General features: G+C 42.1%; 22 protein-coding genes and 1 pseudogene. 6 read left to right on the top strand and 17 right to left on the bottom strand.

Translation table 11 applies throughout. The features are described from left to right. Window positions 1-597: 597 nt before the first annotated feature. Window positions 598-1,680, top strand: a complete 1,083-nt coding sequence (gene aroC, locus VB775_RS11390) for a chorismate synthase (RefSeq protein WP_281008005.1) — start codon at window positions 598-600, stop codon at window positions 1,678-1,680. A 238-nt stretch (window positions 1,681-1,918) separates the two neighbouring features. On the opposite strand, the gene VB775_RS11385 is transcribed toward aroC, so the two are convergent. From VB775_RS11385 to VB775_RS11375, 3 genes are all read right to left on the bottom strand, one after another. Beyond that, window positions 1,919-2,338 carry a putative toxin-antitoxin system toxin component, PIN family gene (locus VB775_RS11385; RefSeq protein WP_281008006.1) on the bottom strand — a complete coding sequence of 140 codons (420 nt, stop codon included), beginning with the start codon at window positions 2,336-2,338 and terminating at the stop codon, window positions 1,919-1,921. After that, window positions 2,328-2,549: a hypothetical protein gene (locus VB775_RS11380; RefSeq protein ID WP_281008007.1), complete on the bottom strand. Its 222-nt coding sequence runs from the start codon at window positions 2,547-2,549 to the stop codon at window positions 2,328-2,330. Before VB775_RS11380 ends, VB775_RS11385 begins: the two co-directional genes overlap by 11 nt. Before the next feature lie 89 nt (window positions 2,550-2,638). Next, window positions 2,639-5,176, bottom strand: coding sequence for a single-stranded-DNA-specific exonuclease RecJ (locus VB775_RS11375; RefSeq protein ID WP_281008008.1), 2,538 nt, complete (start codon window positions 5,174-5,176; stop codon window positions 2,639-2,641). Window positions 5,177-5,235: 59 nt separating this feature from the next. On the opposite strand from VB775_RS11375, the gene VB775_RS11370 reads away from it, so the two are divergent. Then, window positions 5,236-6,348 carry a histidine kinase gene (locus VB775_RS11370; RefSeq protein WP_281008009.1) on the top strand — a complete coding sequence of 371 codons (1,113 nt, stop codon included), beginning with the start codon at window positions 5,236-5,238 and terminating at the stop codon, window positions 6,346-6,348. 27 nt (window positions 6,349-6,375) lie between these two features. Here VB775_RS11370 and VB775_RS26435 read toward each other — a convergent pair. The 3 genes and pseudogenes from VB775_RS26435 to VB775_RS11350 form a co-directional block, all read right to left on the bottom strand. Continuing rightward, a pseudogene (locus VB775_RS26435) lies at window positions 6,376-6,949 on the bottom strand (hypothetical protein). A gap of 42 nt (window positions 6,950-6,991) precedes the next feature. Then, window positions 6,992-7,717, bottom strand: a complete 726-nt coding sequence (locus VB775_RS11355; RefSeq protein WP_281009363.1) for an NnrU family protein — start codon at window positions 7,715-7,717, stop codon at window positions 6,992-6,994. A gap of 52 nt (window positions 7,718-7,769) precedes the next feature. Continuing rightward, complete coding sequence (locus tag VB775_RS11350; RefSeq protein WP_281008012.1) at window positions 7,770-8,024, bottom strand: SemiSWEET transporter; 255 nt, start codon at window positions 8,022-8,024, stop codon at window positions 7,770-7,772. A 71-nt stretch (window positions 8,025-8,095) separates the two neighbouring features. Between VB775_RS11350 and coaE the strand changes: the two genes are divergently transcribed. Continuing rightward, complete coding sequence (coaE, locus tag VB775_RS11345) at window positions 8,096-8,704, top strand: dephospho-CoA kinase (RefSeq protein ID WP_281008013.1); 609 nt, start codon at window positions 8,096-8,098, stop codon at window positions 8,702-8,704. A gap of 111 nt (window positions 8,705-8,815) precedes the next feature. On the opposite strand, the gene secG is transcribed toward coaE, so the two are convergent. From secG to VB775_RS11315, 6 genes are all read right to left on the bottom strand, one after another. Beyond that, complete coding sequence (secG, locus tag VB775_RS11340; protein WP_281008014.1) at window positions 8,816-9,154, bottom strand: preprotein translocase subunit SecG; 339 nt, start codon at window positions 9,152-9,154, stop codon at window positions 8,816-8,818. Between the two features lie 99 nt (window positions 9,155-9,253). Then, window positions 9,254-9,880 (bottom strand): global nitrogen regulator NtcA, encoded by a 627-nt coding sequence (gene ntcA, locus VB775_RS11335; protein WP_281009364.1) that lies wholly within the window; start codon window positions 9,878-9,880, stop codon window positions 9,254-9,256. A 594-nt stretch (window positions 9,881-10,474) separates the two neighbouring features. Then, window positions 10,475-11,425 (bottom strand): ribose-phosphate pyrophosphokinase, encoded by a 951-nt coding sequence (locus VB775_RS11330; RefSeq protein WP_407072959.1) that lies wholly within the window; start codon window positions 11,423-11,425, stop codon window positions 10,475-10,477. 201 nt (window positions 11,426-11,626) lie between these two features. After that, on the bottom strand, window positions 11,627-12,910 hold the full coding sequence (gene ftsZ, locus VB775_RS11325; protein WP_281008015.1) for a cell division protein FtsZ: 1,284 nt from the start codon (window positions 12,908-12,910) through the stop codon (window positions 11,627-11,629). Between the two features lie 139 nt (window positions 12,911-13,049). Then, a complete protein-coding gene (locus tag VB775_RS11320) occupies window positions 13,050-13,862 on the bottom strand; it encodes a cell division protein FtsQ/DivIB (protein ID WP_281008016.1) in 813 nt (270 codons plus the stop codon). A 24-nt stretch (window positions 13,863-13,886) separates the two neighbouring features. After that, window positions 13,887-14,132 (bottom strand): hypothetical protein, encoded by a 246-nt coding sequence (locus tag VB775_RS11315; RefSeq protein ID WP_281008017.1) that lies wholly within the window; start codon window positions 14,130-14,132, stop codon window positions 13,887-13,889. Between the two features lie 278 nt (window positions 14,133-14,410). Here VB775_RS11315 and htpG point away from each other — a divergent pair, with 278 nt between their 5' ends. Beyond that, window positions 14,411-16,306, top strand: a complete 1,896-nt coding sequence (gene htpG, locus VB775_RS11310; protein ID WP_281008018.1) for a molecular chaperone HtpG — start codon at window positions 14,411-14,413, stop codon at window positions 16,304-16,306. A gap of 190 nt (window positions 16,307-16,496) precedes the next feature. On the opposite strand, the gene truB is transcribed toward htpG, so the two are convergent. Further along, on the bottom strand, window positions 16,497-17,402 hold the full coding sequence (truB, locus tag VB775_RS11305; protein WP_281008019.1) for a tRNA pseudouridine(55) synthase TruB: 906 nt from the start codon (window positions 17,400-17,402) through the stop codon (window positions 16,497-16,499). A gap of 525 nt (window positions 17,403-17,927) precedes the next feature. On the opposite strand from truB, the gene VB775_RS11300 reads away from it, so the two are divergent. After that, the gene (locus VB775_RS11300; RefSeq protein ID WP_281008020.1) at window positions 17,928-18,701 is read left to right on the top strand and encodes a metallophosphoesterase family protein; all 774 of its coding nucleotides are present in this window, start codon (window positions 17,928-17,930) and stop codon (window positions 18,699-18,701) included. Between the two features lie 34 nt (window positions 18,702-18,735). Here VB775_RS11300 and aguB read toward each other — a convergent pair whose 3' ends face one another. Continuing rightward, window positions 18,736-19,590 carry an N-carbamoylputrescine amidase gene (aguB, locus tag VB775_RS11295; RefSeq protein ID WP_281008021.1) on the bottom strand — a complete coding sequence of 285 codons (855 nt, stop codon included), beginning with the start codon at window positions 19,588-19,590 and terminating at the stop codon, window positions 18,736-18,738. 169 nt (window positions 19,591-19,759) lie between these two features. Between aguB and yidD the strand changes: the two genes are divergently transcribed. Then, window positions 19,760-20,008, top strand: coding sequence for a membrane protein insertion efficiency factor YidD (gene yidD / locus VB775_RS11290; protein ID WP_281008022.1), 249 nt, complete (start codon window positions 19,760-19,762; stop codon window positions 20,006-20,008). On the opposite strand, the gene VB775_RS11285 is transcribed toward yidD, so the two are convergent. The 3 genes from VB775_RS11285 to VB775_RS11275 all read right to left on the bottom strand — a co-directional run bounded on the left by VB775_RS11285 (window position 19,997) and on the right by VB775_RS11275 (window position 24,054). Next, the gene (locus tag VB775_RS11285) at window positions 19,997-21,100 is read right to left on the bottom strand and encodes a late competence development ComFB family protein (RefSeq protein ID WP_281008023.1); all 1,104 of its coding nucleotides are present in this window, start codon (window positions 21,098-21,100) and stop codon (window positions 19,997-19,999) included. The genes yidD and VB775_RS11285 overlap by 12 nt on opposite strands. A 608-nt stretch (window positions 21,101-21,708) precedes the next feature. Beyond that, the gene (locus VB775_RS11280) at window positions 21,709-22,437 is read right to left on the bottom strand and encodes a winged helix-turn-helix domain-containing protein (RefSeq protein WP_281008024.1); all 729 of its coding nucleotides are present in this window, start codon (window positions 22,435-22,437) and stop codon (window positions 21,709-21,711) included. 114 nt (window positions 22,438-22,551) lie between these two features. After that, window positions 22,552-24,054 carry a hydroxysqualene dehydroxylase gene (locus VB775_RS11275; RefSeq protein WP_281008025.1) on the bottom strand — a complete coding sequence of 501 codons (1,503 nt, stop codon included), beginning with the start codon at window positions 24,052-24,054 and terminating at the stop codon, window positions 22,552-22,554. Between the last annotated feature and the right edge of the window lie 53 nt (window positions 24,055-24,107).

Genomic DNA, 24,107 nt, shown 5'->3' with positions numbered 1-24,107 from the left:
ACCTATTTAGGATTGACATATAGCTGTCGCCAAGTGTATCAAGACATAAAACCCCAAAGAGAGCTGCGGCGCTTCGCGTCGCAATTCTCTTTGGGGTTTTGATTTTGTTCTAACATGACTGGCGACAGCTATAAATAGATTATTGGAAGCAGTTTGAGAGTTAAGTTACCACAGAGTATATTAGCCGTAAAGAATTTTTTAATCAGCAATTTTTACTATTTGTTAAACAAAAGCTAAAAAATATAGCGCTCCTAAATGAGTTGTAAGATTTTGAGGGTTGTAAGAGTGCGCCCCTTCGGGGCGCACTCTTACAACCTATTTAGGATTGCTATATATGTTTACTACATGTTTTTTAGCAAACAATAGCAAAAACTCTGGGTACTGCTTCTGACTGCTTCTGACTGCTTCTGTTTTATCCTAAAACGCAAAGTGGCTACGCCACTTTGCGTTTTTAAAACCCTTGCAGAGTTTGGGTTTTAATTCACAGAAGTGTTGTTACACTTTTGTGAATTGGTATTTTATAAGAGTAGGTACTATAAAATACAAGGATGATCAAACCTTGGTCGTCACTTATTTTTTAGAATTTAACATTTAAACATGGGTAGTACATTCGGGCAGTTGTTTCGCGTCACAACATTTGGGGAATCTCACGGCGGGGGCGTGGGCGCGATCGTCGATGGATGTCCACCACAACTTGAGCTTAGTGAAGCTGATATTCAAATTGACCTCGATCGCCGTAAACCAGGGCAAAGCAAAATCGTTACGCCTCGCCGTGAAGACGATCTCGCTCAGATTTTATCAGGCGTATTTGAAGGTAAAACCCTTGGCACACCGATCATGATTTTGGTGCAGAACAAAGATGCTCGTAGTCAAGACTATTCGGAAATGGCTGAAAAATTCCGCCCTTCCCATGCTGATGCCACCTATCAAGCAAAATATGGTATTCGCAATTGGCAAGGCGGTGGTAGATCTTCGGCGCGGGAAACAATCGGACGGGTTGCCGCAGGGGCGATCGCCAAAAAAATCCTCAAACAAGCCGCAGGTGTAGAAATTATCGCCTATGTCAGACAGGTTAAGGACATGATTGCGCCTGATATTGATCCAAATACAGTAACGATGGAACAGGTGGAAAGCAATATTTTGCGCTGTCCTGATCCAGTCATGGCGGAAAAAATGATTGACTTCATCGACAAAATCCGTCGTGATGGCAATTCTGTCGGCGGTATTGTCGAATGTGTGGCGCGAAATGTACCTGTAGGTTTGGGTGATCCTGTGTTTGACAAATTGGAAGCGGATCTTGCCAAAGCGGTGATGTCTTTACCAGCCAGTAAGGGATTTGAGATTGGTTCAGGATTTGATGGTGTTCACTTAACTGGGCGTGAGCATAACGATGAGTTCTATATGGATGGCGATCGCCTTCGCACACGTACTAATAATTCTGGCGGTATTCAAGGCGGTATTTCCAACGGCGAAAATATCATTCTGCGGGTTGCTTTCAAGCCGACAGCGACAATTTTGCTAGAACAGAAAACTGTATCAGTTGCAGGTGAAGATACTACACTCACGGGTCGAGGTCGTCATGATCCCTGTGTATTGCCTCGCGCCGTGCCAATGGTGGAGGCGATGGTGGCTCTAGTATTGTGCGATCGCTATCTCACTCAAAAAACTGTTTCTCTTTAAAATTTCTAATTGCATCACGAATTGCGATCGTATATTTCTTGTAAATTGCGATCGCTTGGTGTATCTAGAGCGATCATTATTTTTTGCCAATTAAAATGCTTCTCTTTATGTTTTTTATGTTTTTTAGGTAGAAATTAGGGAACTCCAAGGAAAAAATGAGCCATATAAAACCCAAAAACATTATGGCGGGCGTAGCCCGCAATAATGTTTTTGAGTTCAGCTATTTTGTGTAAGCCCCTTAATTGGTAGAGAAGCTTTGTAGAAAAAGATTTGGGGTAATGATATTTATATTTTGGAAGGGATGTAAAACTAATAAATCTTGATCGCCAGTAATGATGTAATTAGCTTTCCCATTAACAGCAAGTTCTAGAAATTTATCGTCTTTGATATCTCGACAAGCTTGAACAGTTTCTTTGATTTCTACTATTTCTGCATCAGCAAAAAACTTAGAGACAAACTGAATACGCTCTTCCGCAGAGAAATAACGCTCAAATCTTCTGCGACTAAGCACTTCATTTAATTCAAGAATTATCGCAGTAGAAGACAAAATTACTCCTTGGGATTTAGCTAGATCGAAAACTTTTCTGGGTGTAGAATTTGGAAACATCAAAGCGCTGATGGTCACATTGGTATCAAAAACCAAACGATTATTTTGCATCAGCAAGAATTGATTCTAGAATTTCGGGAGTTAGACCACGCTCTTGAGCTTTATAACCTATATCGTCCATAATTTGAGACAAAGATCGATTATCAAGTTCCTGCTTTAGTAAAATACTAAACAATAGTTCTAACTTTTCTCGTCTAGTAGAATTAATCTCCTGATATGCTTTAGCAATATCTGAGTTTACTTTGATTGTGATTGTTCCCATGATTTATTTCCTACTCAAAAAGGCTCAAATCGCAAGCATATTATAGCAGTCTGAACAATAGTGTCTTGTAATGTTAGTTGCGAATTACTCTAGCTTTGTGTAATTAATGCGGCAAGTTTGGCGATCGCAATGGCATACCATTTTTGCATTCTCAGTAACTCTCCTTCAAGTGGTAATGTCGGTGGAAAATCGCAGATGTAGCCAAGTTCGCGCAAAGCCGAAACGATCGCACTAGGAGAAATCCACCATTGCTGTGAGATATCTAACAAATTTAATTTTTCTATATTCTCCAAATCAAGAGATTGAACTTGGACACGAAATTGCTCAATAGAAGGAATGGACGGAATATGAGAACCAAGATAGATATAGTCAGGTTTGGCTGTGGCGATTAACCATTGTAAATGGGTGAAGGATGGCGGTAAAGTCCATAACACAACTGCGTGATAATCCCGATCGCGTATGGGGCGATCGCAATCGACATCACCTTGAAACTTATCAGCAGGGCGATCGCATCCATATAGCAATAATGGACGAGGCAAAGGTCGTGGAGCTTCGCTGAGTTTTTGCCATTGGGGAATCTTGGTAATTACGGGCGCAGATTTATACTGCAATTGCAAATGCTTAGGCGAATTTTGAGAACTTTCCATAGCCGTACCTGTTGCCTCGCGAATACCAACTACTTCTAATTCTACTGAAGTTGTATCTTGCCATTGATTAGCACGTAACTTGTAAGCAATATCCACATAATCAGGCACTGGACAATATTCTCCCCAACGCCATGCGATCGCTTTGATCTTGCCATTGCCTGTATCTAGGTCTAGAGAAAGATGTTTGACTTTATCTCTACCGCGAGTTTGTTGAGAAAGTACGCGCACATTTTGACTATAAAATACAGGATCGGGATTGCCGAGTCCACAAGGTTGCAAGCGATCGCAGGTTTGCAACATCGTCATCGAGATCTCGCTGAGATCCGCTAATACATCGACATTGATCAGCGGGATGATGTGACTAGGGAGAAGATTTTCGCGATCGGCAAATTCTCTCAATCCATTTCGCAGCTTTTCCATATTCTCCGCAGGCAGCGTAAAACCTCCCGCCGCCTTATGTCCGCCGCCTTTATTACGTATATTGGCGATATATTCTAAGGAATGGAAGACATGGAATTCGGGAATACCACGAACCGAAAAACGAACCGTTGCACCATGATGTTTAGATTCTAAATTTTCCTCATGAGCATCTTCATAACTACCAATAAAGACGGGTGCGCCGTAGCGTTCGACTAGGCGGGAGGCAACAATGCCGATGACACCGTGATGCCAACCCTCACCCCCAGCCCCTCTCCCAGTAGGGGAGAGGGGAGCAAGATTTGAAGATTCATCGCCTAAAGGTGAGGAATCTTCAAGTGAAGAGAGGGGTGCAGAACTTTTGGATGATGATTTTTTGCGCTTAGTAGAAGTCTTACTCCCCTCTCCCCCCTTGGGAGAGGGGCTGGGGGTGAGGGCTTCTTTCACCTCACGATCAACAATTACCAAAACTCGCTCTTGGGTAATATCAAAACCCTCTGATTTGAGCTTTGACATATAGGTGATCGCTTCTTGTTCGATCTCTTTGCAAAGATCTTGGCGCTGGCGATTAGTTGCCTCGCATTCTTGTGCTAAAGCGATCGCCTCACCCATTTCTTCGCAGGTTAATAAATCGATAATTACTTGGGGATTGCCAATCCGCCCGATCGCATTAATGCGAGGACCCAGACCAAATCCGATCGCTTCAGGTTTTAGCCCTGTTTGTTTATCTTTGGCAATTCCTGTCTCGTTAATCAGCGCAATAATGCCAATTACTTTAGATTGAGATAGCAATCGCAAGCCTTTTTTGACAAGGCGGCGATTAATACCTGTGAGGGAGGCAAGATCGGCGATCGTACCAAGGGTAAATAATTCTAATAAAGGATTTTCTAATTCGGCGCGTTTGCCGAAGCGATCGCTTAATTCCAATGCCAACACATAGGCAACACCAACACCAGCGATTGCTGCATAGGGAGAATTTGGATCAACCTGATATTTTGGATTGAGGATTGCAGTTGCTGGTGGAATTTTGGTGGGGTCTTCGGGGACTTCGTGATGATCTGTGACAATTACAGAAATATTTAAGGATTCGGCAAGAGCGATCGCCTCATAGGCGGCAATGCCATTGTCCACTGTGATGATTAATTTCACCTCGCGATCGCAACAATCCTGCACAATCCGCGCATTAATTCCATAGCCCTCCGTCATCCGACTCGGAATTTCATATTCCACATTGCCGCCTAATAATCGCAAGGTGCGAATTAATAGAGCCGTGCTAGTCATGCCGTCAACATCATAGTCACCGCAGATCGTAATGCGATCGCCATTTTTAATGGCTAGTTCAATACGATCAATACTCGCGATTAAATCAGGAAATTCTTGTTTGGGATCAGGCAGATCTTCCAGTTCGGGATCGAGAAAAACCTTTGCAGCTTCAGGCGTATCAATACCGCGATTTAGCAAAACCTGAGCAATTATGGGCGAAAGTCCCGTAGAATTAGCGATCGCTGCTGACAAATCTGGCTGTGGAGAGAAAATCTGCCATCGCTGTTGAGGTAAAAGCATGAGAACAATAATATAATTATTAAGAATGTCTTAAAAATCCGTTGCGAGTCCGAAAACCAATGAGGACTATTCCAACATTACCTGAATCAACACTACAACTTTTACTATTTATTGACGATCGCCCTAAGGCAAAGGATTTAGTCAAGGAAGTAGAGGAATTTTTGCAGCGAGAAAGTGCTTGCCGTTCCGAACTGCAAATAATCAATGTTGCTAGTCAACCACAACTTGCCGAACTTTTTAAAGTCGTCATGTCTCCAGCCTTGCTCAAATTATCACCTTTACCACGTCAAACGATTGCGGGGAAAAACATACTCAAGCAACTAGATAACTCTTGGGATACTTGGAAACAACAAGTATTAGACCAAACAACGAACCATCCGCCCGAACTTGCTCAAAATATTGACTATATGAACGAAGTTGCACATCTAGCCGATGATGTGTTTCGGTTGTCACAGGAAAAAGCTGAAATTGAGGAGCAAATTCGTTTCAAAGATCGAGTGCTGGGAATGTTAGCCCATGATTTGCGAAATCCTTTAACTGCGATCTTGCTAGCGATCGACACTATCGAAAAGAGCGGCGACAAAATCGATCCCCAAATGGTTTCTCGCTTGCTCAAACATGCTCGTAATAAAGCGCGTGATGCTGACAGTATGATCACGGACATTCTCGAAGCAGGACGAGGAGCTAATGCCCAATTTCGTACTCAGCGCCAAAAAATCCAACTCGATCAGCTTTGTCATAGTGTTGTCAGCGATTTTTATTTTCACAAATGCCTAGAGGGGAAAATGCAAAAATTAGTCAAAGACATTCCCACGGATCTACCGCCTGTATACATCGATCAAGAAAAAATTCGTCAAGTTTTAATCAACCTTTTGGGGAATGCCACAAAATACACGCCTGAAGGCGGCAAAATCGAGCTAACCGTCATGCATCGCACTGCTCAAAAAATCGAAGTTAGCATTACTGATAACGGACCGGGAATTCCTGCGGAAATGCGCGATCGCGTATTTGAGGAGCGCTATCGTCTAGAGCGTGATGATGAAGCTGACGGCTATGGGATTGGTTTATCCCTATGTCGCCGCATTATTACCGCCCATTATGGTCGGATCTGGGTTGATGACGCGATCGGCAAAAAAGGCAGTTGTTTTCGATTTACGTTGCCTGTGTATTAGACTCCAAAGGAAATCTGACGCGAAGCGTCAGATTTCCTTTGAAAAATAGAGATCTCTATAAGTTTCTAATTGCATTTCACATTGATGAAAAATGTAATTTACGGCTGCCGCCAACTTATCGATTTCTTGAATGCTATAAAAAGTGCTGTTCTTTGTGAAAATATTCTGATCTAACTTGCCAAGTTGCCAGCGATCACCATTGGAAGTAATCCCAAAAACAATTACATCCAATTCAGCATTTAAACGCTGAGCAGCAATCATCTCCGCAATACATTGTCCCCAAGCCGCCTCAAAATTATCTTGCTTTGCCTCAACTAGCATGAGGTAAGGGCGATCAAATACAACTAAGAGACTGGTGACTCCATAATAAAAACTTACTACGATACTGTTTCCAAATTTCCTTGAGAACTGGATAGATTAAATTCTCACAGATTGCAAATTCGGAATTATCGACCACGCCTTCTCGCATCATTAGCAAGAGATCTTCTCGAAAGTAATCAGAAATCTCAAATGGCAAAGTTTCCACAAAATCAGCTTCAGTATAGGTAATCTGAAACTCCTTGACCACTGCACCAATTGTCTTGTAACTGCCAAAAGCCATTTTTCTTGCCTCTTAGATTTTGATGTATTCGTGACCTCTCGCTTACCAATTCACATTTGCAGATGCAGTAATCACGATAGGGTGTAACCAACGAAATAACACAATTGTGATGGCAACGCCTATATAAGCGGGTCGCACGAATTCTTGTAAAACTAATTGCTGACGACCTTGGGCGATCGCCACAAACGGCAATATTGAAGTGCGTTCCTTAACCGCTAAGAAAGCATCACCGTAGCGTTTAAATAAACGTTGATCGCCATGCCATACCGCAAATAAATGATAAACAACTAAAGCGATCGCTGTAACCAATGTAAAAGACGTTCCTAACCAAAGGGCATGGGCAATCCCCCATAAACATTGCCCAATCATTTGCGGATGGCGACAAATACGGATGATCCCCGTTTCAAATAAATGGACTTCTGGCTTTTTGATCGCGGCAACTTCAGTTAAGTTAAACGTCGCAGGATAAAGGAAGAGAAAAGAAATTGCGGAAAGAATCAAGACAAACTCACTTACGCCTGTAACTCCCCTTACATCCCACAACTGCAAACCATCATAACGATGGTTGAAGAAATAGATCAGCAACACTACCGCTAGCGGAATGCTCACAAGTGCAAAAATTACACGATATAGCCTTGCTCCAATTCGTTCTTCAGCCCACATTCGTAATTCGGCAAGCCCACTATGGGCGATCGCAAAAGTTAAAATTAAGCCCAGCATTACAAAATGGGTGAGATAGGTCGAGAAAAAGGAGCTAAAGGAGGTCATATTAAAACTATTAACTTGATTGAGATTGCGGCAAAGCAACACTCTCAATAGTTTAGCCATACTTGAGCTTGAAGCGCAAAATTGCCAGATTTAAACCCAGCGTAATCGCATTAGCCATATAAATTGGCGCAGCATTAACGAGTAACCCATAAATTAGCCAGAGTGTAATCCCCGCAATAAAAGTAATTAACATTGGCAAAGAAATATCTCTTGTCGATCGCGATCGCCAAACTTGGATTACTTGCGGCAAAAAAGCAATTGTCGTCAGAGAAGCAGCCGTAAATCCAAGGAGATTAGTAAAGTCCATAGGGTACACAAATAAGCTAATTTGGGGATGTTTTGCTTAGCTAGCCATCCCTCAAATTAGAATTAAAACACATGAAACAACGCATCATCGGCATCACAGGAGGCATTGCTACAGGAAAAACCACGGTTTCCGATTATTTACACCATACCTATGGCTTGCCAGTTCTGGATGCCGATCTTTATGCTCGCCAAGCTCTAACAGGCGATCGCATAGCCAAACTCCGCGATCACTATGGCAAATTAATTTTTGATGATCAAGGTAATCTTGATCGCCGCAAGTTGGGGACGATCGTGTTTGATAGCGATATTGAGCGTCAATGGCTCGAACAGCTCATCCATCCCTATGTTCAAGAATGTTTAATTAGTGAAGCCAATCGCCTCTCACCATCAACTGTAGTAATGGTGATCCCTCTGCTTTTTGAAGCAAAAATGGAGGGTTTAGTGACCGAGTCTTGGGCGATCGCCTGTGATCCCCATCAACAATTAGAAAGACTAATAAACCGCAATCATTTGTCAGAAAGCGAAGCTTTACAAAGAATTGCTAGTCAAATGTCCCAATCTGAAAAAATAGAACTAGCCGATGTCGTAATTGTTAATTCCGACAATACTGAAGAGTTATTCTTTCAAGTTGATAATGCGCTACTTAACTCACAATCAGGAATTTTCTTAAATATGATGTGAAGTTGCCCATCCACGCACTTGCCGAATCAAAGCATTTTCTTTCAGCGTGCTTTTAAATTCTAAAAAACAGGGATATGCGACACGAAGTGTCGCATATCCCTGACTTAATACCTATTGCTGAGGCTGTTCAGGAGTTGTCGCAGGTAAATTTAAGGGAATTGGCTGTGAATTAGGTACAGCATTAGTTGCAGGTGCTACTTCGGCTGGTGGAGCCGTAACAGTGGGCGTTGTAAACCAACCACCACTAAGAACTACTGTTAATCCCAAAAAAGCAGCCGTTAAAAACCAAGTCACCCGATTTAGGGCTGTTTCTGCACTCTTGGTACTGGAGAATAGCTGAGCTTGACCACTAAAGCCACCCAAACCATCACTTTTAGGACTATGTAACAAAATTAAGACCACTAAGCAAATGGCAACAATAGACCAAACTATTTTTAAAGTTTCGTACATTTTAGATATTTTTCTTTATATATTTTTCTATAAACAGCTTAACGCATCAACAATTAGATTAGAAAGTAGATGTGTTGCTTTGCAACACATCTACTTTCTCTAAGCAAATTGCTGACCTAACTCAATCGGATTATGGACTGTAATTCGTTTTTTGGAGATTGCGATCATTTTTTGCTTGCGTAGATCGCCAAGCAATCGCGTCACCGTCACTCGCGTAGAGCCGATCGCTTCCGCGATCGCCTGATGTGATAGCTTCAAATCAATCGTCACTCCATCATTAGAAGGTGAACCAAAATCACGACAGAGAATCAACAAAAAGCTGACTAGCCTTGATCCCATATCTCGATGGGCAAGCGTCTCAATCATCATCTCCGTCTGTAAAATCCGTGACGACAATCCACGCAATAAGACCATCGGTAATTCGGGATCTTCTTTGAGAGCCTTCTCTACTTGATCGATGGGGACAGAGAGCAGCTCCACAGGCGTAAATGCTACTGCATGATAAAAGCGATCGGAGCGATTGCCAGTAATTAATGACAAAACACCAAAAACACTATTTTCTCGTAATAGAGCCACAGTAATTTCTTCACCTGCTTCGTAAACTCTAGAGAGTTTTACTGCGCCTTTAACTAAAAAGTAAAAACGCTCCGCAGGATCACCAGGGAAAAAAATTGTCTTGCCGCGATCAAACGTTTCCGTCATGGGTGGAAACATTCCCCCATTCATTTCGCGAAAGACTTCAACAAGAGCACGGTCTGCCAATCTTATATATCCTCTTAAACCAAAAATAAAACAGTGTATATAGCGCTTCACAGTCTAAGGTACGGGGCTGTTTCTCTTACCTTCGGCAGGGAAACAGCCCTCTGCAACTCATCTACTTGAAAAAGCTGCAAAGCATCATTTGTGCTTACTAGACTAGAAAACAGGCAAAATCTCAAAAATTGCGATCTCAAATTGCGATCTCAAGTTTTTAAGAAAGTATGCCAGCACACAATCAATTTGAGTGATACATGTTAGCTTTCAACCTAATCTACAGCATGAAAGTATATGTAGATTTAACGAACATTGCCTTCACATCGCCTTCAAAGTTATGACTTGAAAAAGCATTGAAAACTTTTCTAATTCGTCAAAGTAAGTCACAAAATTAGATAGCTTGCCTAGAATGCCTAGAAATAGAGATGATTATTCTCACTTAAACTTACTACATAATTGCAATTTGTATCACGGTACACATTTTCTTGAATTAAGTATAACCATGAAAATAATCATGAAATAAAAACTGATTTATTATTCATCTATTGAAGACATGAAGGCTTAGCTTTATCTAAACATGCTGCTTACAGATGTATCTTCGTGAACCCGCCAGATTGTCTCACCCAAAAGGTCAGCTACCGATAGTACCCTCAATTGCGGAAAGTAATTTTCTTGTCTAACGGGGGTTGAGTTGGTCACAATTACTTCTTCAAACACGCCGCTAGACAAGCGATCGATCGCTGGAGGCGAAAAAATAGCATGGGTTGCACAAGCATAAACCTGTCTCGCTCCTTCTTTTCTCAAGAGCTTAGCAGCTTCATAGATTGTGCCAGCCGTATCAATCATGTCATCAACAAGAACAGCAGTTTTGCCAGACACATCTCCAATCACATTCATCACCTCAGCCACGTTGTGGCTTTGGCGGCGCTTGTCAATGATGGCTAGAGGAGCATCATCAAGTTTTTTAGCAAAAGCACGGGCGCGAGCTACTCCCCCTACATCTGGTGAAACCACCACCAAGTCAGGTAGCTTCTTTTCATTGAGATAGTCAAATAAAACTGGAGAACCATAAACATGATCGCAAGGAATATCAAAATATCCTTGAATTTGGGCTGAGTGTAAATCCATCGCAATCACGCGATCGGCTCCAGACTGCACGATTAAGTTTGCAACTAATTTTGCAGTAATGGACTCTCGTCCTGCGGTTTTGCGATCGGCCCGCGCATAGCCGTAGTAGGGCATAACTGCCGTGATCTGTCTTGCCGAAGCACGACGGCAGGCATCGATCATAATTAATAATTCAGTCAAATGGTCATTAACAGGGCGACAAGTAGGTTGAATCAGATAAACATCACAACCTCGAATCGATTCCTGTACTTGCACATAGACTTCCCCGTCAGCGAAGTTTTTTCGCACCATAGGCCCTAGTTCGATACCTAAATAACGGGAAATCTCTTGGGCAAGGGGCAAGTTTGCTGAGCCAGCAAACAGCCTAAGTCGGTCTTCACCGCTATTCAAAGAAGGTAGTCGGTGAAGTCCATGCCTAGTAGTCGTTAAGTGTGTCACTGCAATTTATCAGGAGGTAACATAGCCATCATCATTCTATTGTCAGGCTTAATCCGCTATTCGTACTATCTGTTTATGATTAAATTAGATATTTTTTCAGCCAAAACAAAATAAAAGCCACAAACTAGAAGCATAGCCCCTAATTTATAGCTTTTATTTTGGTGGACGGCGGCGCTGTAAAAAGTCTGGAATATCTAGTCCTGGCTTACTAAGTTTAATCTCAGACTGTGATGTAGTGGGCATTGAAGAAGTTGAAGCTCTAGCTGTTGGGTTTGGTGGTAGAGGCTGAATTTTTTTGGAAATTTGGGGTGGGATCGCTGGATGCGTTTTAGGAGCAAATCCTGTAGCAATCACTGTAATCCGAATCTCTCCATCTAACTTGGGATCAATTACTGCCCCAAAAATAATATTGGCATTTTGATCCACTACCTCATAGATAGTCTCGGCTGCTGCATTTACCTCATGGAGAGTCATGTCTTCACCACCTGTGATGTTAAAGACAACCCCACTTGCTCCTTCCACAGAAGTTTCTAGTAGAGGTGAAGAAATCGCGGTCATGGCAGCTTCTCTAGCTCTGGATTTGCCTGAACCAATGCCAATACCCATCATTGCTGAACCTGCATCTGCCATAACGGCACGAATATCAGCAAAGTCAACGTTGACTAGACCAGGGATCATGATGATGTCTGATATCCCCTGTACACCCTGACGCAGGATGTCATCCGCTACTCTGAAAGCTTCTTGGACTGGGGTCTGCTCAGAAATTACGGACAGTAACTTGTCGTTGGGGATCACAATTAAGGTGTCAACGCGACTCTGTAAACCAGCAATACCCTCTTCGGCTTGCTGTCCACGCCGTCTCCCTTCAAAGGTAAATGGACGTGTGACTATACCAACTGTCAATGCACCTGCTTCTTTGGCGACTTCAGCGATGATGGGGGCAGCTCCTGTGCCAGTGCCACCACCCATACCTGCGGTAATAAATACTAAGTCGGCTCCTTCTACGGCAGCAGCGATATCATCACGCGACTCCTCGGCGGCTTTCTGCCCGATCGCAGGGTTGCCACCAGCACCTAGACCTCTGGTCAGTTTTTGACCCATCTGAAAGCGTTTAGAAGCAGATGATTGAAGTAGGGCTTGAGCATCGGTATTAAACGACCAGAACTCAACACCGACCACATCACTCGCGATCATGCGATTTACAGCGTTGCCGCCGCCACCACCAACACCAATTACCTTAATTTTTGCAACACTGCCCAACATGATATTATCCGCTTTTGTATCAACGCCTAACTGCTGCTTCATCCGATTGTGAGAGTGACTTAGGTGTAGTCTAGAGTTATTTGAAAACTCAGAAAGTTCATCCATTTGCACGTCTACTTCTCCGTTTTCTGAACCATTTGAGTCCAAATCTGACCAGTCATTTTGAGATGTCATTTATCGAGGGATGTCATAAATAGAATCGTTTTACTGATGCTCTCTAGATTTTGCTAAGCTTAAACCCCATTCGAGTCAGAAGTTCGAGTAACAGTTTAAACCTACCAGAAAAAAATAATAATAGCCTTAAAACGACAATTTAGGATTTTGTTTCAGAAGATTTATCTTTTGTTGGCATGTTCATTTCTAAAATTGGATTACTAGGTTGGCTGATATCAATATGTCTATAACTTTTTGACTTCAGCTTTTCGGGTAATGTCCTGATCCGATCAAGTGTCTCTAACTGTGTTGTAAAGAGTGATGGGTTGTATGTGCCAAAATATACCAGACCTAGCTCTGTAGTCAAAATTAGATTTGATTCATCGCGGGCATCAACTTGGGAAATTTTGACCTGACTCTGACTAATTTGGCGATATAGGGTTGACCATTGACTGATCGAGCGATTATTTGGTTCTAGGATCACGAGATTGGGTTTCGTAATATTCGATGGATAAGCTTTTGTAGAAACCCATATACCTTCGGCATCTAGGAAACCTTGCTGACCCTTGCGTGTAGAGTTCGCGATCGGCAATCTTTCTTGGACTTGAATAGTTAACTTGGACGGAAAAATTGTGCGCGATACTAAAACCTTAGAAACTGGGGCATTAGTTTCTAATTGGGTGGCGATCGCTTGGGGTTGAATTTGAAAAATCGACTGGGGATATTGAATTGCCAAAGATCTCTTGATAGTCTCCTTAGAAAGGAGACTATTTCCCTCTATTTCAATTTGATTCGCACTGCGTAATTGCCACTCTGGGAGCATGGCAATCCATAGCATTGCGCCCGTAAGCCCCGTAATGAATGTTAACTGCCAAATACGTTGAAAGATGCGAAGGCGGCGTTGTTTTCGCAGTTGTTTGCGGCGGGCCACATAGTCTGCCTCTCCATCGGAGATAGGGAATTCAACCGTCATCTTTGCTCCTACCTTTTCATAGTGCTAGGAGTCAGATGATGGGCTACTAGCAAATTGTCGTTCCAGCATAGCAATGATTTCTTCGCGTCGGTTGGAAATAGCTAAGGGATCGTTGGATGTGGGGCGTAAAAACATTACTTGCTCTGAACGCTTGTAATTTGATGGTTGCTTTTTGTCTATTAAAGACTGGATAGCTTTAACAAAAAATATACCTGCACTTATTACTAAAAGTACAGACACTGAGATGTAGATAACTGCTGCGATCGCCATATCTGTAAATGTTTTGATTCAAAAGTGCTGATATCACAATAGAGGAGCAAATCAGGTTTTTCAACTAGAGTTACAAAAATGTATAGATTTGCTTTGCAAACCTTCATAAACTCATGTAAAAAGTAAACCCTTAGAGTTGATTTTTTACAGCTAAGGTACGGAGAACGCGACAACCCTATGAGATTTGATGTTGCTATTGGTTCGGTATAATCAGGCTTGATTAACAGTCCAGCAACATTTAGCAACACATTTAGTAATAATTAGGAGCTTTGCGCGATATGCAAGAGCAGGGAACGATCAGCATTCATACCGAGAATATCTTTCCCATTATCAAGAAGGCTTTATATTCAGAGCGAGATATCTTCTTGCGGGAATTGATCTCTAATGCCGTAGATGCCATTAGCAAACTCAAGATGGTGTCTTACGCTGGCGAGACTAATCACTCCGCCGAGTCCGAAATTGTGGTCACAATTGATAAAGAAAAAAAGACGCTTGCGATCGCTGATACTGGCATCGGCATGACTGCGGATGAAGTAAAGAAATATATTAACCAAGTTGCTTTTTCTAGCGCTCAAGAATTTGCCACTAAGTACGCTAGCAGTGGTACGGGTGATCAACAAATCATCGGTAACTTTGGTTTAGGTTTTTATTCGTCATTCATGGTGGCGAGCAATGTTGAAATTGATACAAGATCCTATAAAGAGGGTGCTGAAGCAGTCCATTGGTCTTGTGATGGCTCGACCACATTTACACTTGATGACAGCGATCGCGCAGGTATAGGTACAACGATCACCTTGACCTTGCAAGAAGATGCTGAGGAGTATCTAGAAGAGGCCTCGATCAAGCGGATGATTCGCAACTATTGCGACTTTATGCCCGTGCCGATCAAGCTAAATGATGAAGTCATCAACAAGCAAACCGCACTTTGGGACAAGTCTCCTAAATCAGTTACTAATGAAGAATATTTAGAGTTCTACCGTTATCTCTATCCTTACCAAGATGATCCTCTGTTTTGGATTCATCTAAATACAGATTATCCATTTGTGATTAAGGGAATTCTGTATTTCCCCAAAATGAAGGCGGATATTGATCCCAATCGTGGACAAATCAAGTTGTTCTGCAATCACGTTTTTGTCAGCGACAATTGCGATGATGTGATTCCTAAGTTCTTGATGCCTTTGCGCGGGGCGATCGATAGTACTGACATTCCTCTGAACGTATCACGCAGCTTTTTACAAGGTGATCCAAAGGTTCGCAAGATCCAAGACTTTATTGCCAAGAAAGTAGGCGATCGCCTAACTGCTCTTTACAGTGACTCCCGTGAAGAATTTCTAAAGTGTTGGCAAGATATCAGCATCTTCATGAAGTTTGGCTCAATGAATAGCGATAAGTTCTATCAGCAAGTTAAGGAAATCCTAGTGTATGCCACCACTAGTGAAGATGAAGCAGTCAAGAGCGAAAGCGGTAACTACACAACCTTGCAAGCTTATCTAGAGCGTAACAAGGCAGAACACGAAAACCAAGTTTTCTACACTTCTGATCCGATCGCCCAAGGTACTTATGTGGAATTGCATAAAAACCAAGGACTAGAAGTGCTGACTTTTGATGCATTTATTGATAGCCACTTCATTAATTTCCTTGAGCGCGAATTTAAAGATATTAAATTTGCCCGTGTGGATGCCGAAATTGACGATCGCCTCGTTGACAAGGAATCGAAAACCGAAATTGTCGATCCGAAAACCAATAAAACCAAGAGCGATCATCTCCAAGATATCTTCCGTGATGCATTGAATAAACCTAAATTGGTAATTCGCACTGAAGCTATCAAAGCGGAAGATGTGGCTTCTGCCCCACCTGCAATCATTCTGCTGCCAGAATCTGCGCGACGGATGCAGGAGATGATGGCGTTGATGCAACAAGGTACGGTGAGCTTCCCTGAAGATCATGTGTTGCTGGTAAATACGGCGCATCCGCTTATGCAGAAGTTGATTGAGCTTGATAGTAGTCAAGTTTTAGTTGATGGTAAGTCAGAATCTGCGGATCTTGCTAACTTGATTTGTACCCATGTTTACGACTTGGCTCTGATGGCTCAAAAGAGCTTTGATGCTGACAGCATGAAGGGTTTCTTACAGAGATCTAATCAGTTGCTTACTAAGTTGACTAGCAAAATCTAATCTAAAAAAGAAAGGACGCTTTGCGTCCTTTCAAACCCAAAAAGGAAATGTTGGCACTTAGTGCCAACATTTCCTTTTTGGGTTTTGATTTGTCTTGATACAAGTTGCGTCTATAGTAACAATTCACAAAAGTGTGGCGACAGCTATAAAAGCACAAAATGGCTCCGCCATTTTGTGCTTTGGTATAAATCTAATTTATGGGATGTAAAACGACTATTGGTTGCATCGCAGCTTCCACAACTTCGCTAACACCTAGAAAATTCTGATTTGGGTCACACATCCGTAAATAAATATTTTCTGCCCCTAAGTTAGAAAAATTATCGGGAATCGCGATCGCCTGTCCCATACACCAAAGTTTTGTTTTATTCTCGTCAAGAGTCACCATTGGTAAAAAATGCAAGCCATGATCAGGTGCAAGTACTTCGAGACTATGCGATCGCAAAAGCTCCTCAACCTGATCAAACGTCAAACTAGAATCTAAATCAAAACCATTGCTGTAAGTGCGAACTAGCCCCGATAAAGTCGCGCCACAACCTAGCTTTTCTCCTAAGTCCCGCGCGATCGAGCGAATATATGTACCTGACCCACAGGCGATCGCCACATCTAATTCTGGATAATCCCCTTCAGCCCAATTTAAGATCCGAATTTCGGTGATTTCTACCTCACGCATCGGTACATCATCTAATGTGATCTCCCCTCGACGCGCCAAATCGTAAAGGCGTTTACCATTAACTTGAATCGCACTAAAAGCGGGGGGACGTTGGGTAATTTTGCCTTGAAACAAGGGTAGGAATTTTTGAATTTCGGTAAGCGTTAAATTTGGACAGGGGCGATCGCTAATTACTTCTCCTGTAATGTCATCGGTATTGGTAACCAGCCCAAAGCGAATTTTGGCAACATAGGCTTTGCCGTCTGGTAAAAATCTTAAAAGTCGTGTGGCATTACCAACGGCGATCGGTAACACTCCTGTTGCCATCGGATCAAGAGTACCGCCATGACCAATTTTCTTTTGTTTAAGTAACTTGCGTAACCGACTCACGCAGTCATGAGCCGTAATCGATGGTGGCTTATCGATACTAATAAATCCATTGAACATAAAAATAAAAAAACTGCGACGCTTGTTAATTAATACCAAAACACAAAACGGCATAGCCGTTTTGTGTTTTTACATCCCTAAAAAGCAGTAATGAGCAGCATGGTGCTTACACTATCTAGCATATACTCCCTTCCCAATGAAAGAATAGACGTTGCGGCGCGAAGCGCCGCAACGCTATTTCTTGGTTTTATACGTCTATTTCTTCGGTGGGAAGGGAGTATCTGCCAAGTATATGTAACCCAAGAAGAGAATGGCGGCGCGAAGCGCCGCCATTCTCTTCTTGGGTTTTATGTCCTAGATTGTGATAAATTACAAAGCCTCTAATCATGCCAAGAAACAAAATGAAGCGAAAGCGAGGAAAATCTGTCCTAAAATATAAACAGTAGATATTTAAAGATAAAGTTTTTTCCCAGTTGTATCTGTCTTGAAAAAAATGCTAGACCGCTACATCTCATGCATACCAGTCGCTAGACTTCAATACTATGTGTTTTTAGCTTCACCATTTGTGATATGGGGTGAGATAAGTTGACTCGATTTGTATTCGGCGATATTCATGGTCAATTTGATGGCTTAATGAAGTTAATTGACTTTATTAAGTACAGTCCTAATGACAAATTGTATTTTTTGGGCGACTTAATTGATCGCGGCGAGCGCAGTGCCGATGTTGTGAACTGGGTAATGAGCAATAATCATATTTGCCTCAAGGGAAATCATGAGCAAATGTGTCTTGATGCTTTTGGCTGTAGCGAAGAATCATTGATTTGGAAGGGATGGATACTGAATGGTGGTTCTAAAACCCTAGAAAGTTATGGAGCTGCTAATATGCCAGAAGCACATTTGGAGTGGATGCAGCAATTGCCACTTTATATGGATTTAGGTGATGTCTGGCTAGTCCATGCAGGCTTAAATCCCAATTTACCGCTCGAATTGCAAGGTGCGGCAGAGTTTTGTTGGATTCGCGAAGAATTTCATAGTGCGACAGAACCTTTCTTTGAAGACAAAATTATTATCACTGGACATACAATTACCTTTGTTTTTCCAGGGGTGAAACCAGGGAATTTAGTACTAGGCAAGGGATGGCTGGATATTGATACTGGTGGTTATCACCCTAAAAGTGGATGGCTATCGGCGTTGGACATCGATACTGCCACGGTCTATCAATGTAATACCTTTACCCATGAGTTAAGGGTAAATTCACTATCCGATATTACGACTGTGATTGAGCCGATGCCGACGCGATCGCAAAGACTGGAAATTGGCAAAACCAACGCCCAAAAGCGACGTTGGTCTTGGGTTTAAAAATAGAGATGTCGCAAAGCGACATCTCTATTTTTTAGGGGGACAATAAAACCTGATATAAATCTGGACGGCGATCGCGGAAAAATCCAAAGGATGCGCGATTAAGTCGAACTTGATCAAGATCAAAACTAGCTAAGATCACACCTTCTTCAGTGTCGTTTAACTCGGCAACTTTATCGCCGCGATGGTTAGCAATAAAGGAATGACCATAAAAAGTTTGATTTCCCTCTAGCCCGATCCGATTTGCCGCAGCTACAGGAATTACATTGCTGACAGCATGACCGATCATCGCTCTCTGCCAAGGATCTTTAGTATTTAGATTTGGCTCCTCTGGCTCGGAACCGATCGCCGTGGGGTATAGCAAAATTTCGGCTCCCATCAGTACCATCGCTCTAGCACATTCAGGAAACCACTGATCCCAGCAAATGCCCACGCCAATTTTGCCAAAAGCCGTATCCCAAACTTTAAAGCCTGTGTCACCACCACGAAAATAAAACTTTTCTTCGTAACCAGGACCATCGGGAATATGACTTTTGCGATAGACTCCCAGCAATGAGCCATCAGCATCAACCATAGCGAGACTGTTGTAATAGACCTGTCCTGACTTCTCAAAAAATGAGACAGGTATGACTACATTTAGTTCTTGAGCTAGCTTTTGAAAATGGGCGATCGTCGGATGATTGTCCACAGGTTGCGCCCAATCAAAAAAATAATCGCGCTCTTCCCGACAAAAGTATGACCCTTCAAATAATTCTGGTGGCAAAATTACCTGTGCGCCTTGATAGGCTGCTTTGCTAACTAAGTCGGATATTTTAGTGACGTTATTAGCTATATCAGCATTGAGAGATGCTTGAATAACAGCGATCGTGATAGTTTTAGAGGATGACATCAGAATATTAGGATAGAAACGTTAAAATGGAGCTACATAGCTGTTGCCACGTTTTGTTAGGATCTAACCCCGAAAAAGCGTGAGGCGGCGCGAAGCACCGCCTCACGCTTTTTCGGGTTTGGGTTGGCGACAGCTTGATCAATAGCCTAACGCAGTCACGAAAACATTCATGAAAAAACTTGTCATTTTATTGATTCAGTTTTATCGATTATTTATTTCACCATTATTTCCGCCGAGATGTCGGTTTCAGCCTACTTGTTCGCAGTATGCAGTGACTGCTATTGATCGCTTTGGTTTATTCAAAGGCGGTGGGATGACTATTAAAAGAGTATGCAGTTGTCATCCTTGGAATATTGGTGGATACGATCCTGTTCCAGAACTACTGGTTAACCAAGATGAGTCAACATCAGTTCCTTGATGCAGATTGACATAACAATAGATCTTGGACAATCGCCACAACATTATGCAAAGTAATATCATTGCGTCCTAATAAAGTCCGTAAATCTAAAATTGCTTGTTCATATTCTTGAGTAAAGCGATAAGCAGCGATCGGTTGCAACTCTGTATGAGGAATCTTCAGTACTTTCATGATGCCAGTCCGCACATTCCCAATGAGTTCGCGAGAAAGCTCAGAAACAGCTTTTTGTCTTAAATGCTGAAATCCACGGACACTGGTAGCATACATAACTGGCAGTCGATTGAGTGCGTAGGCCGCCACCTCGCCTTTGTTAAATTGCTGATCTAGGTCAGGAGGTGTGGCTTTCCCAATTATTAGAAACACAAGATGTTCTAATACATTTATTATTCCTAATTGAGCACCTAAAGTATAGGATTCTAAGGCTCTATATTCCATTTCTAAGGCATCCTTGGCTCGTTTATCGCTAGACCATGAACCTTCGGAGGTTTTTAGATGAGAATCCCAAGCTTTTTCCAGTTCTAGGCGAAAGGCTTCCTGCTGCTTTTGAACAAGCTGCTTTTGCATAAACCGTTTTGAGCTAGAAAGTGCAGCTCGATGTTGGTGATTTAAATGATTAACATCTTGTAATCGAGTTTCTTCGATCCCTTGAATTACTGTTTGATCATCTGAATTATTGATTTGGCTAAAGTGCGTACATTGTTCAGACATTTCTCTAACAATGAGGGGGACATCACGCCATCGTAAATATTTGCGCTTGAGTAGTTGATTGAGTTGATGCAATACTCCTGCACTATTTAGAAATAAATGCTTAGGTAAAGGCGTAGAGTCATGTAATGGATCGCCAAATAAAATAGCCTTAATACCATGCGTGACTGTTTGAGAAATTTGAGGATGGAGTTCATTTAAAGCATAGTCATATTGATATTTCCAGCCAATCATTGACGTGGCAAATAAAGGTGGAAGTCGATTAAGCGTATAGGCTACAACTTCTGCGACTTTAACTTTTGGTTGTATCGCTGGGCGTAGTTCTTCGATTTGAATTCTAACTTCTTTAACAATTATCTCTTCTAAGACATTGATAAATATATGCATAACTTTCTACTTACTTAGAATTCATACTAATTAGGGTCTTAGCACTTAGTAAACAATAAAGTTTTTAGCTTGATTTTCTGGATTAATTAATATGATTATCACTAAAAAAATTAATTGCTATATTAATGATATTTTTAGTATTCCCCTCAGCCGTAATATGTTATATATTTCAGAAAATTTGCTGATTAGACTTCATTGTTAAGGTTTAATTTATCAAACAACTATTGATAAACTAACCGTACAAATCGCTTAACTTGTTTAGTAGAATAAGAGCTTAAAAAGTCAGGAAAGCCACAAAAAAGTAGAAAAATTATAAATATTTTGTATTTAATTAGTTGGAAAATCAAACACAAAAAAGAGAAAGGCGGCGCATTGCGCCGCCTTTCTCTTTTTTGTGTAGGTACTTATTGAAAACGAGAGGCGGCGCGAAGCGCCGCCTCTCTCTTTTGGTTTTATTTTCTACAGCAATTACCAAACAAACAAACCACAAGAAACTTTTTGAAAGCGTTGCAAAGCAACGCTTTCAAAAAGTTTCTTGGTTTGAGCGCAAAGCGCTATAAGAAGACGGTAAATAAAAGGAAGGGAGTCTTTGACTCCCTTCCTTATTTTTACCCTAAACGATAGCCGAAGCCTCTGACAGTAACAATATGCTTCGGATCACTAGGATCAACTTCGATTTTTTCGCGTAACCAACGAATATGTACATCAACAGTTTTGCTATCACCCACAAAGTCCACTCCCCAGACTTTTTCAAGTAGCTGCTCCCGTGACCACACCCGACGCGGATGACTCATAAATAGATCAAGCAACCGAAATTCCTTTGGAGAAAGATTGATTTCCGTTTCGTTGATTGTAACCCGACACTCATCGGGATACATGGTGATATCGCCAAACTTATAAACCGTGGCATTAGTCGCCACAAAGTCACGACGGCTACGGCGTAACAAAGCACGGCAACGGGCTACTAGCTCTCTCATCCCAAAAGGCTTACTGAGATAATCATCAGCTCCAACCTCTAAGCCGACAATCCGATCAGATTCATTACCCCTAGCACTAATCATCAATACAGGAACATTATTGCCTTCGTGACGCAAAATGCGGCAGAAGTCTAGTCCATTTATTGATGGCAACATCACATCCAAAATCACTAAATCCAGTCTTGCCGCAGTTTTAGCAATTTGCAAAGCACTGTAACCATCTTCAGCCAGTAAAACACTGTAACCTTCTTCACGCAAAGATAATGCGATCGCCTCTTGAATAATCGCTTCGTCCTCCACTACTAAGACACAACCGAGAGTATTTTTAGGAGTCGAGGGAGCTTGTTCTGTTAAGAGCATAAAAAAGTTTTATTAGGTTGGTCTAACCGTATCCAATTTTACATTGATTACAAGCTAATTATGTAGTCAGGTTTGAATTTTGTTACGGCGTAGGCTCAATAAAATTCAAACTTATTATGGTAGTAAGAAATTAGGGATCAAGGATTTTGCAATGTTTCTAAGGGTTTGATTGAGCGATCGCGCAATCTGGATATGAGGTTCATCGGATTCTATCGGCAAAATCTGAGTCATGTTGCCATGACTAAATTGTTGAATGACTAGATTTGCTGCTTCTAAACCAGTGACATAGGCTTTTTCCTGTGACCATGAGCCGTGATTGGTAATTACCCAGTCACCACTCATATATAAATTGGGGAAACTGGTAATGGCTCTAAGCAAATGCTGATAACTGCCAGGGGCAAAATGGGTCACTGCACGAGGCAAGCGAATTACACTGCTATCAATAACTTTAGCGGTTTCAAATTCTGGTAAACAGGAAATAAGATATTTCTGGACGATCGCCACAATTTCTTGATTATCGAGGGGCAAGAATTGATTTGCGTGATAAAAATCGACTTCGATCACGGAGCCTGTCTCATCACCATATTCATCATGGAGCGCATTGAGATCAAAAAATGTCCAGCCTGTAGTCACATCAAAGCCAAAGCAGGCATTGGATGGACGAGGAATCTTGATTTTGCGATCGAACCATAGCCTTACAGCCAATACATCGATCGCACCTAAGTTCATCAAGTTACGAAATTCTCTACGTTTTTGCAAAGCAGGGCTACTAGAGACAATTTTCTGCATTCCCGAAATGCCTACGGAAAAAATTACAGCATCGGCTTCAAAGCTTTCATCTCCACAAATTACCCCTGTAACTTTGCCAGAATTATCAATCTGTACATCACTAACACGTCGCTCGGTGAGGATTTTGCCGCCAAGATCTTTAATGCGATCGCACCAAGGTTTAAAGATTTTTTCGCCGACAGTGCCGCGACACCAAACCACGTCAAAATCTGCTTGATGCGCCAAGATGAAGTAATACAGCATTCCCAAAGCCGCCGCCGCCGAGCATTGCTCCCCAGGAGCAAATAAACCAACTAACAGCATTGGCTCGAAGGATTCGCGATAAAGCCGTTCCGACACGCCATATTGACGAAATAGTTCGCGGGCAGTGATACCGTCGTAACGCTTCCATGCGTCGTCAGAGTTATCAAAATCGACGACAGCATACATTAACGGTAACGCTGAGAGGCGATCGCTTAATGGCAATCTCTTAAACTGCGTATAGGCAAATGTGCCAAGGGGTGAAGGTAATCGTGGCAAGTCTTGGAAAATTGGTGATTCAACTTCTAAACCTGCGGGAGAGTATTGCGCTGATCTCGTCCAAGGCGTGAAAGGATCAAGCTCTAATTCTTTGACTAGGGAGAAAATATTACGGTAGGGATACCAAAATCCATGAATTCCTGCTTCGACTGATCGCCCCTGTTCTGTTTTCCATCCTGCAACCAATCCCCCAGCTTGCGATCCCGCATCTAATAAGGTTACGTCATAGCCTTGTTTGGTGAGTTGATAGGTTGCGCCTAGTCCCGCCCAACCCGCACCAACGACGATTACTTTTGGTTTTTCGGTCATTTATTTTTCTAAGTTTTGTTGCGATTGTAAGCAGGCAAGGGGCTTAAGCCCCT

It is taken from the genome of Pseudanabaena sp. CCNP1317 (assembly GCF_034931345.1).
Classification (GTDB): Bacteria; Cyanobacteriota; Cyanobacteriia; order Pseudanabaenales; family Pseudanabaenaceae; genus Pseudanabaena; species Pseudanabaena galeata.
Note: the sequence above shows the minus strand (reverse complement) of the source record. Positions and strands in the feature narration are given on the sequence as shown.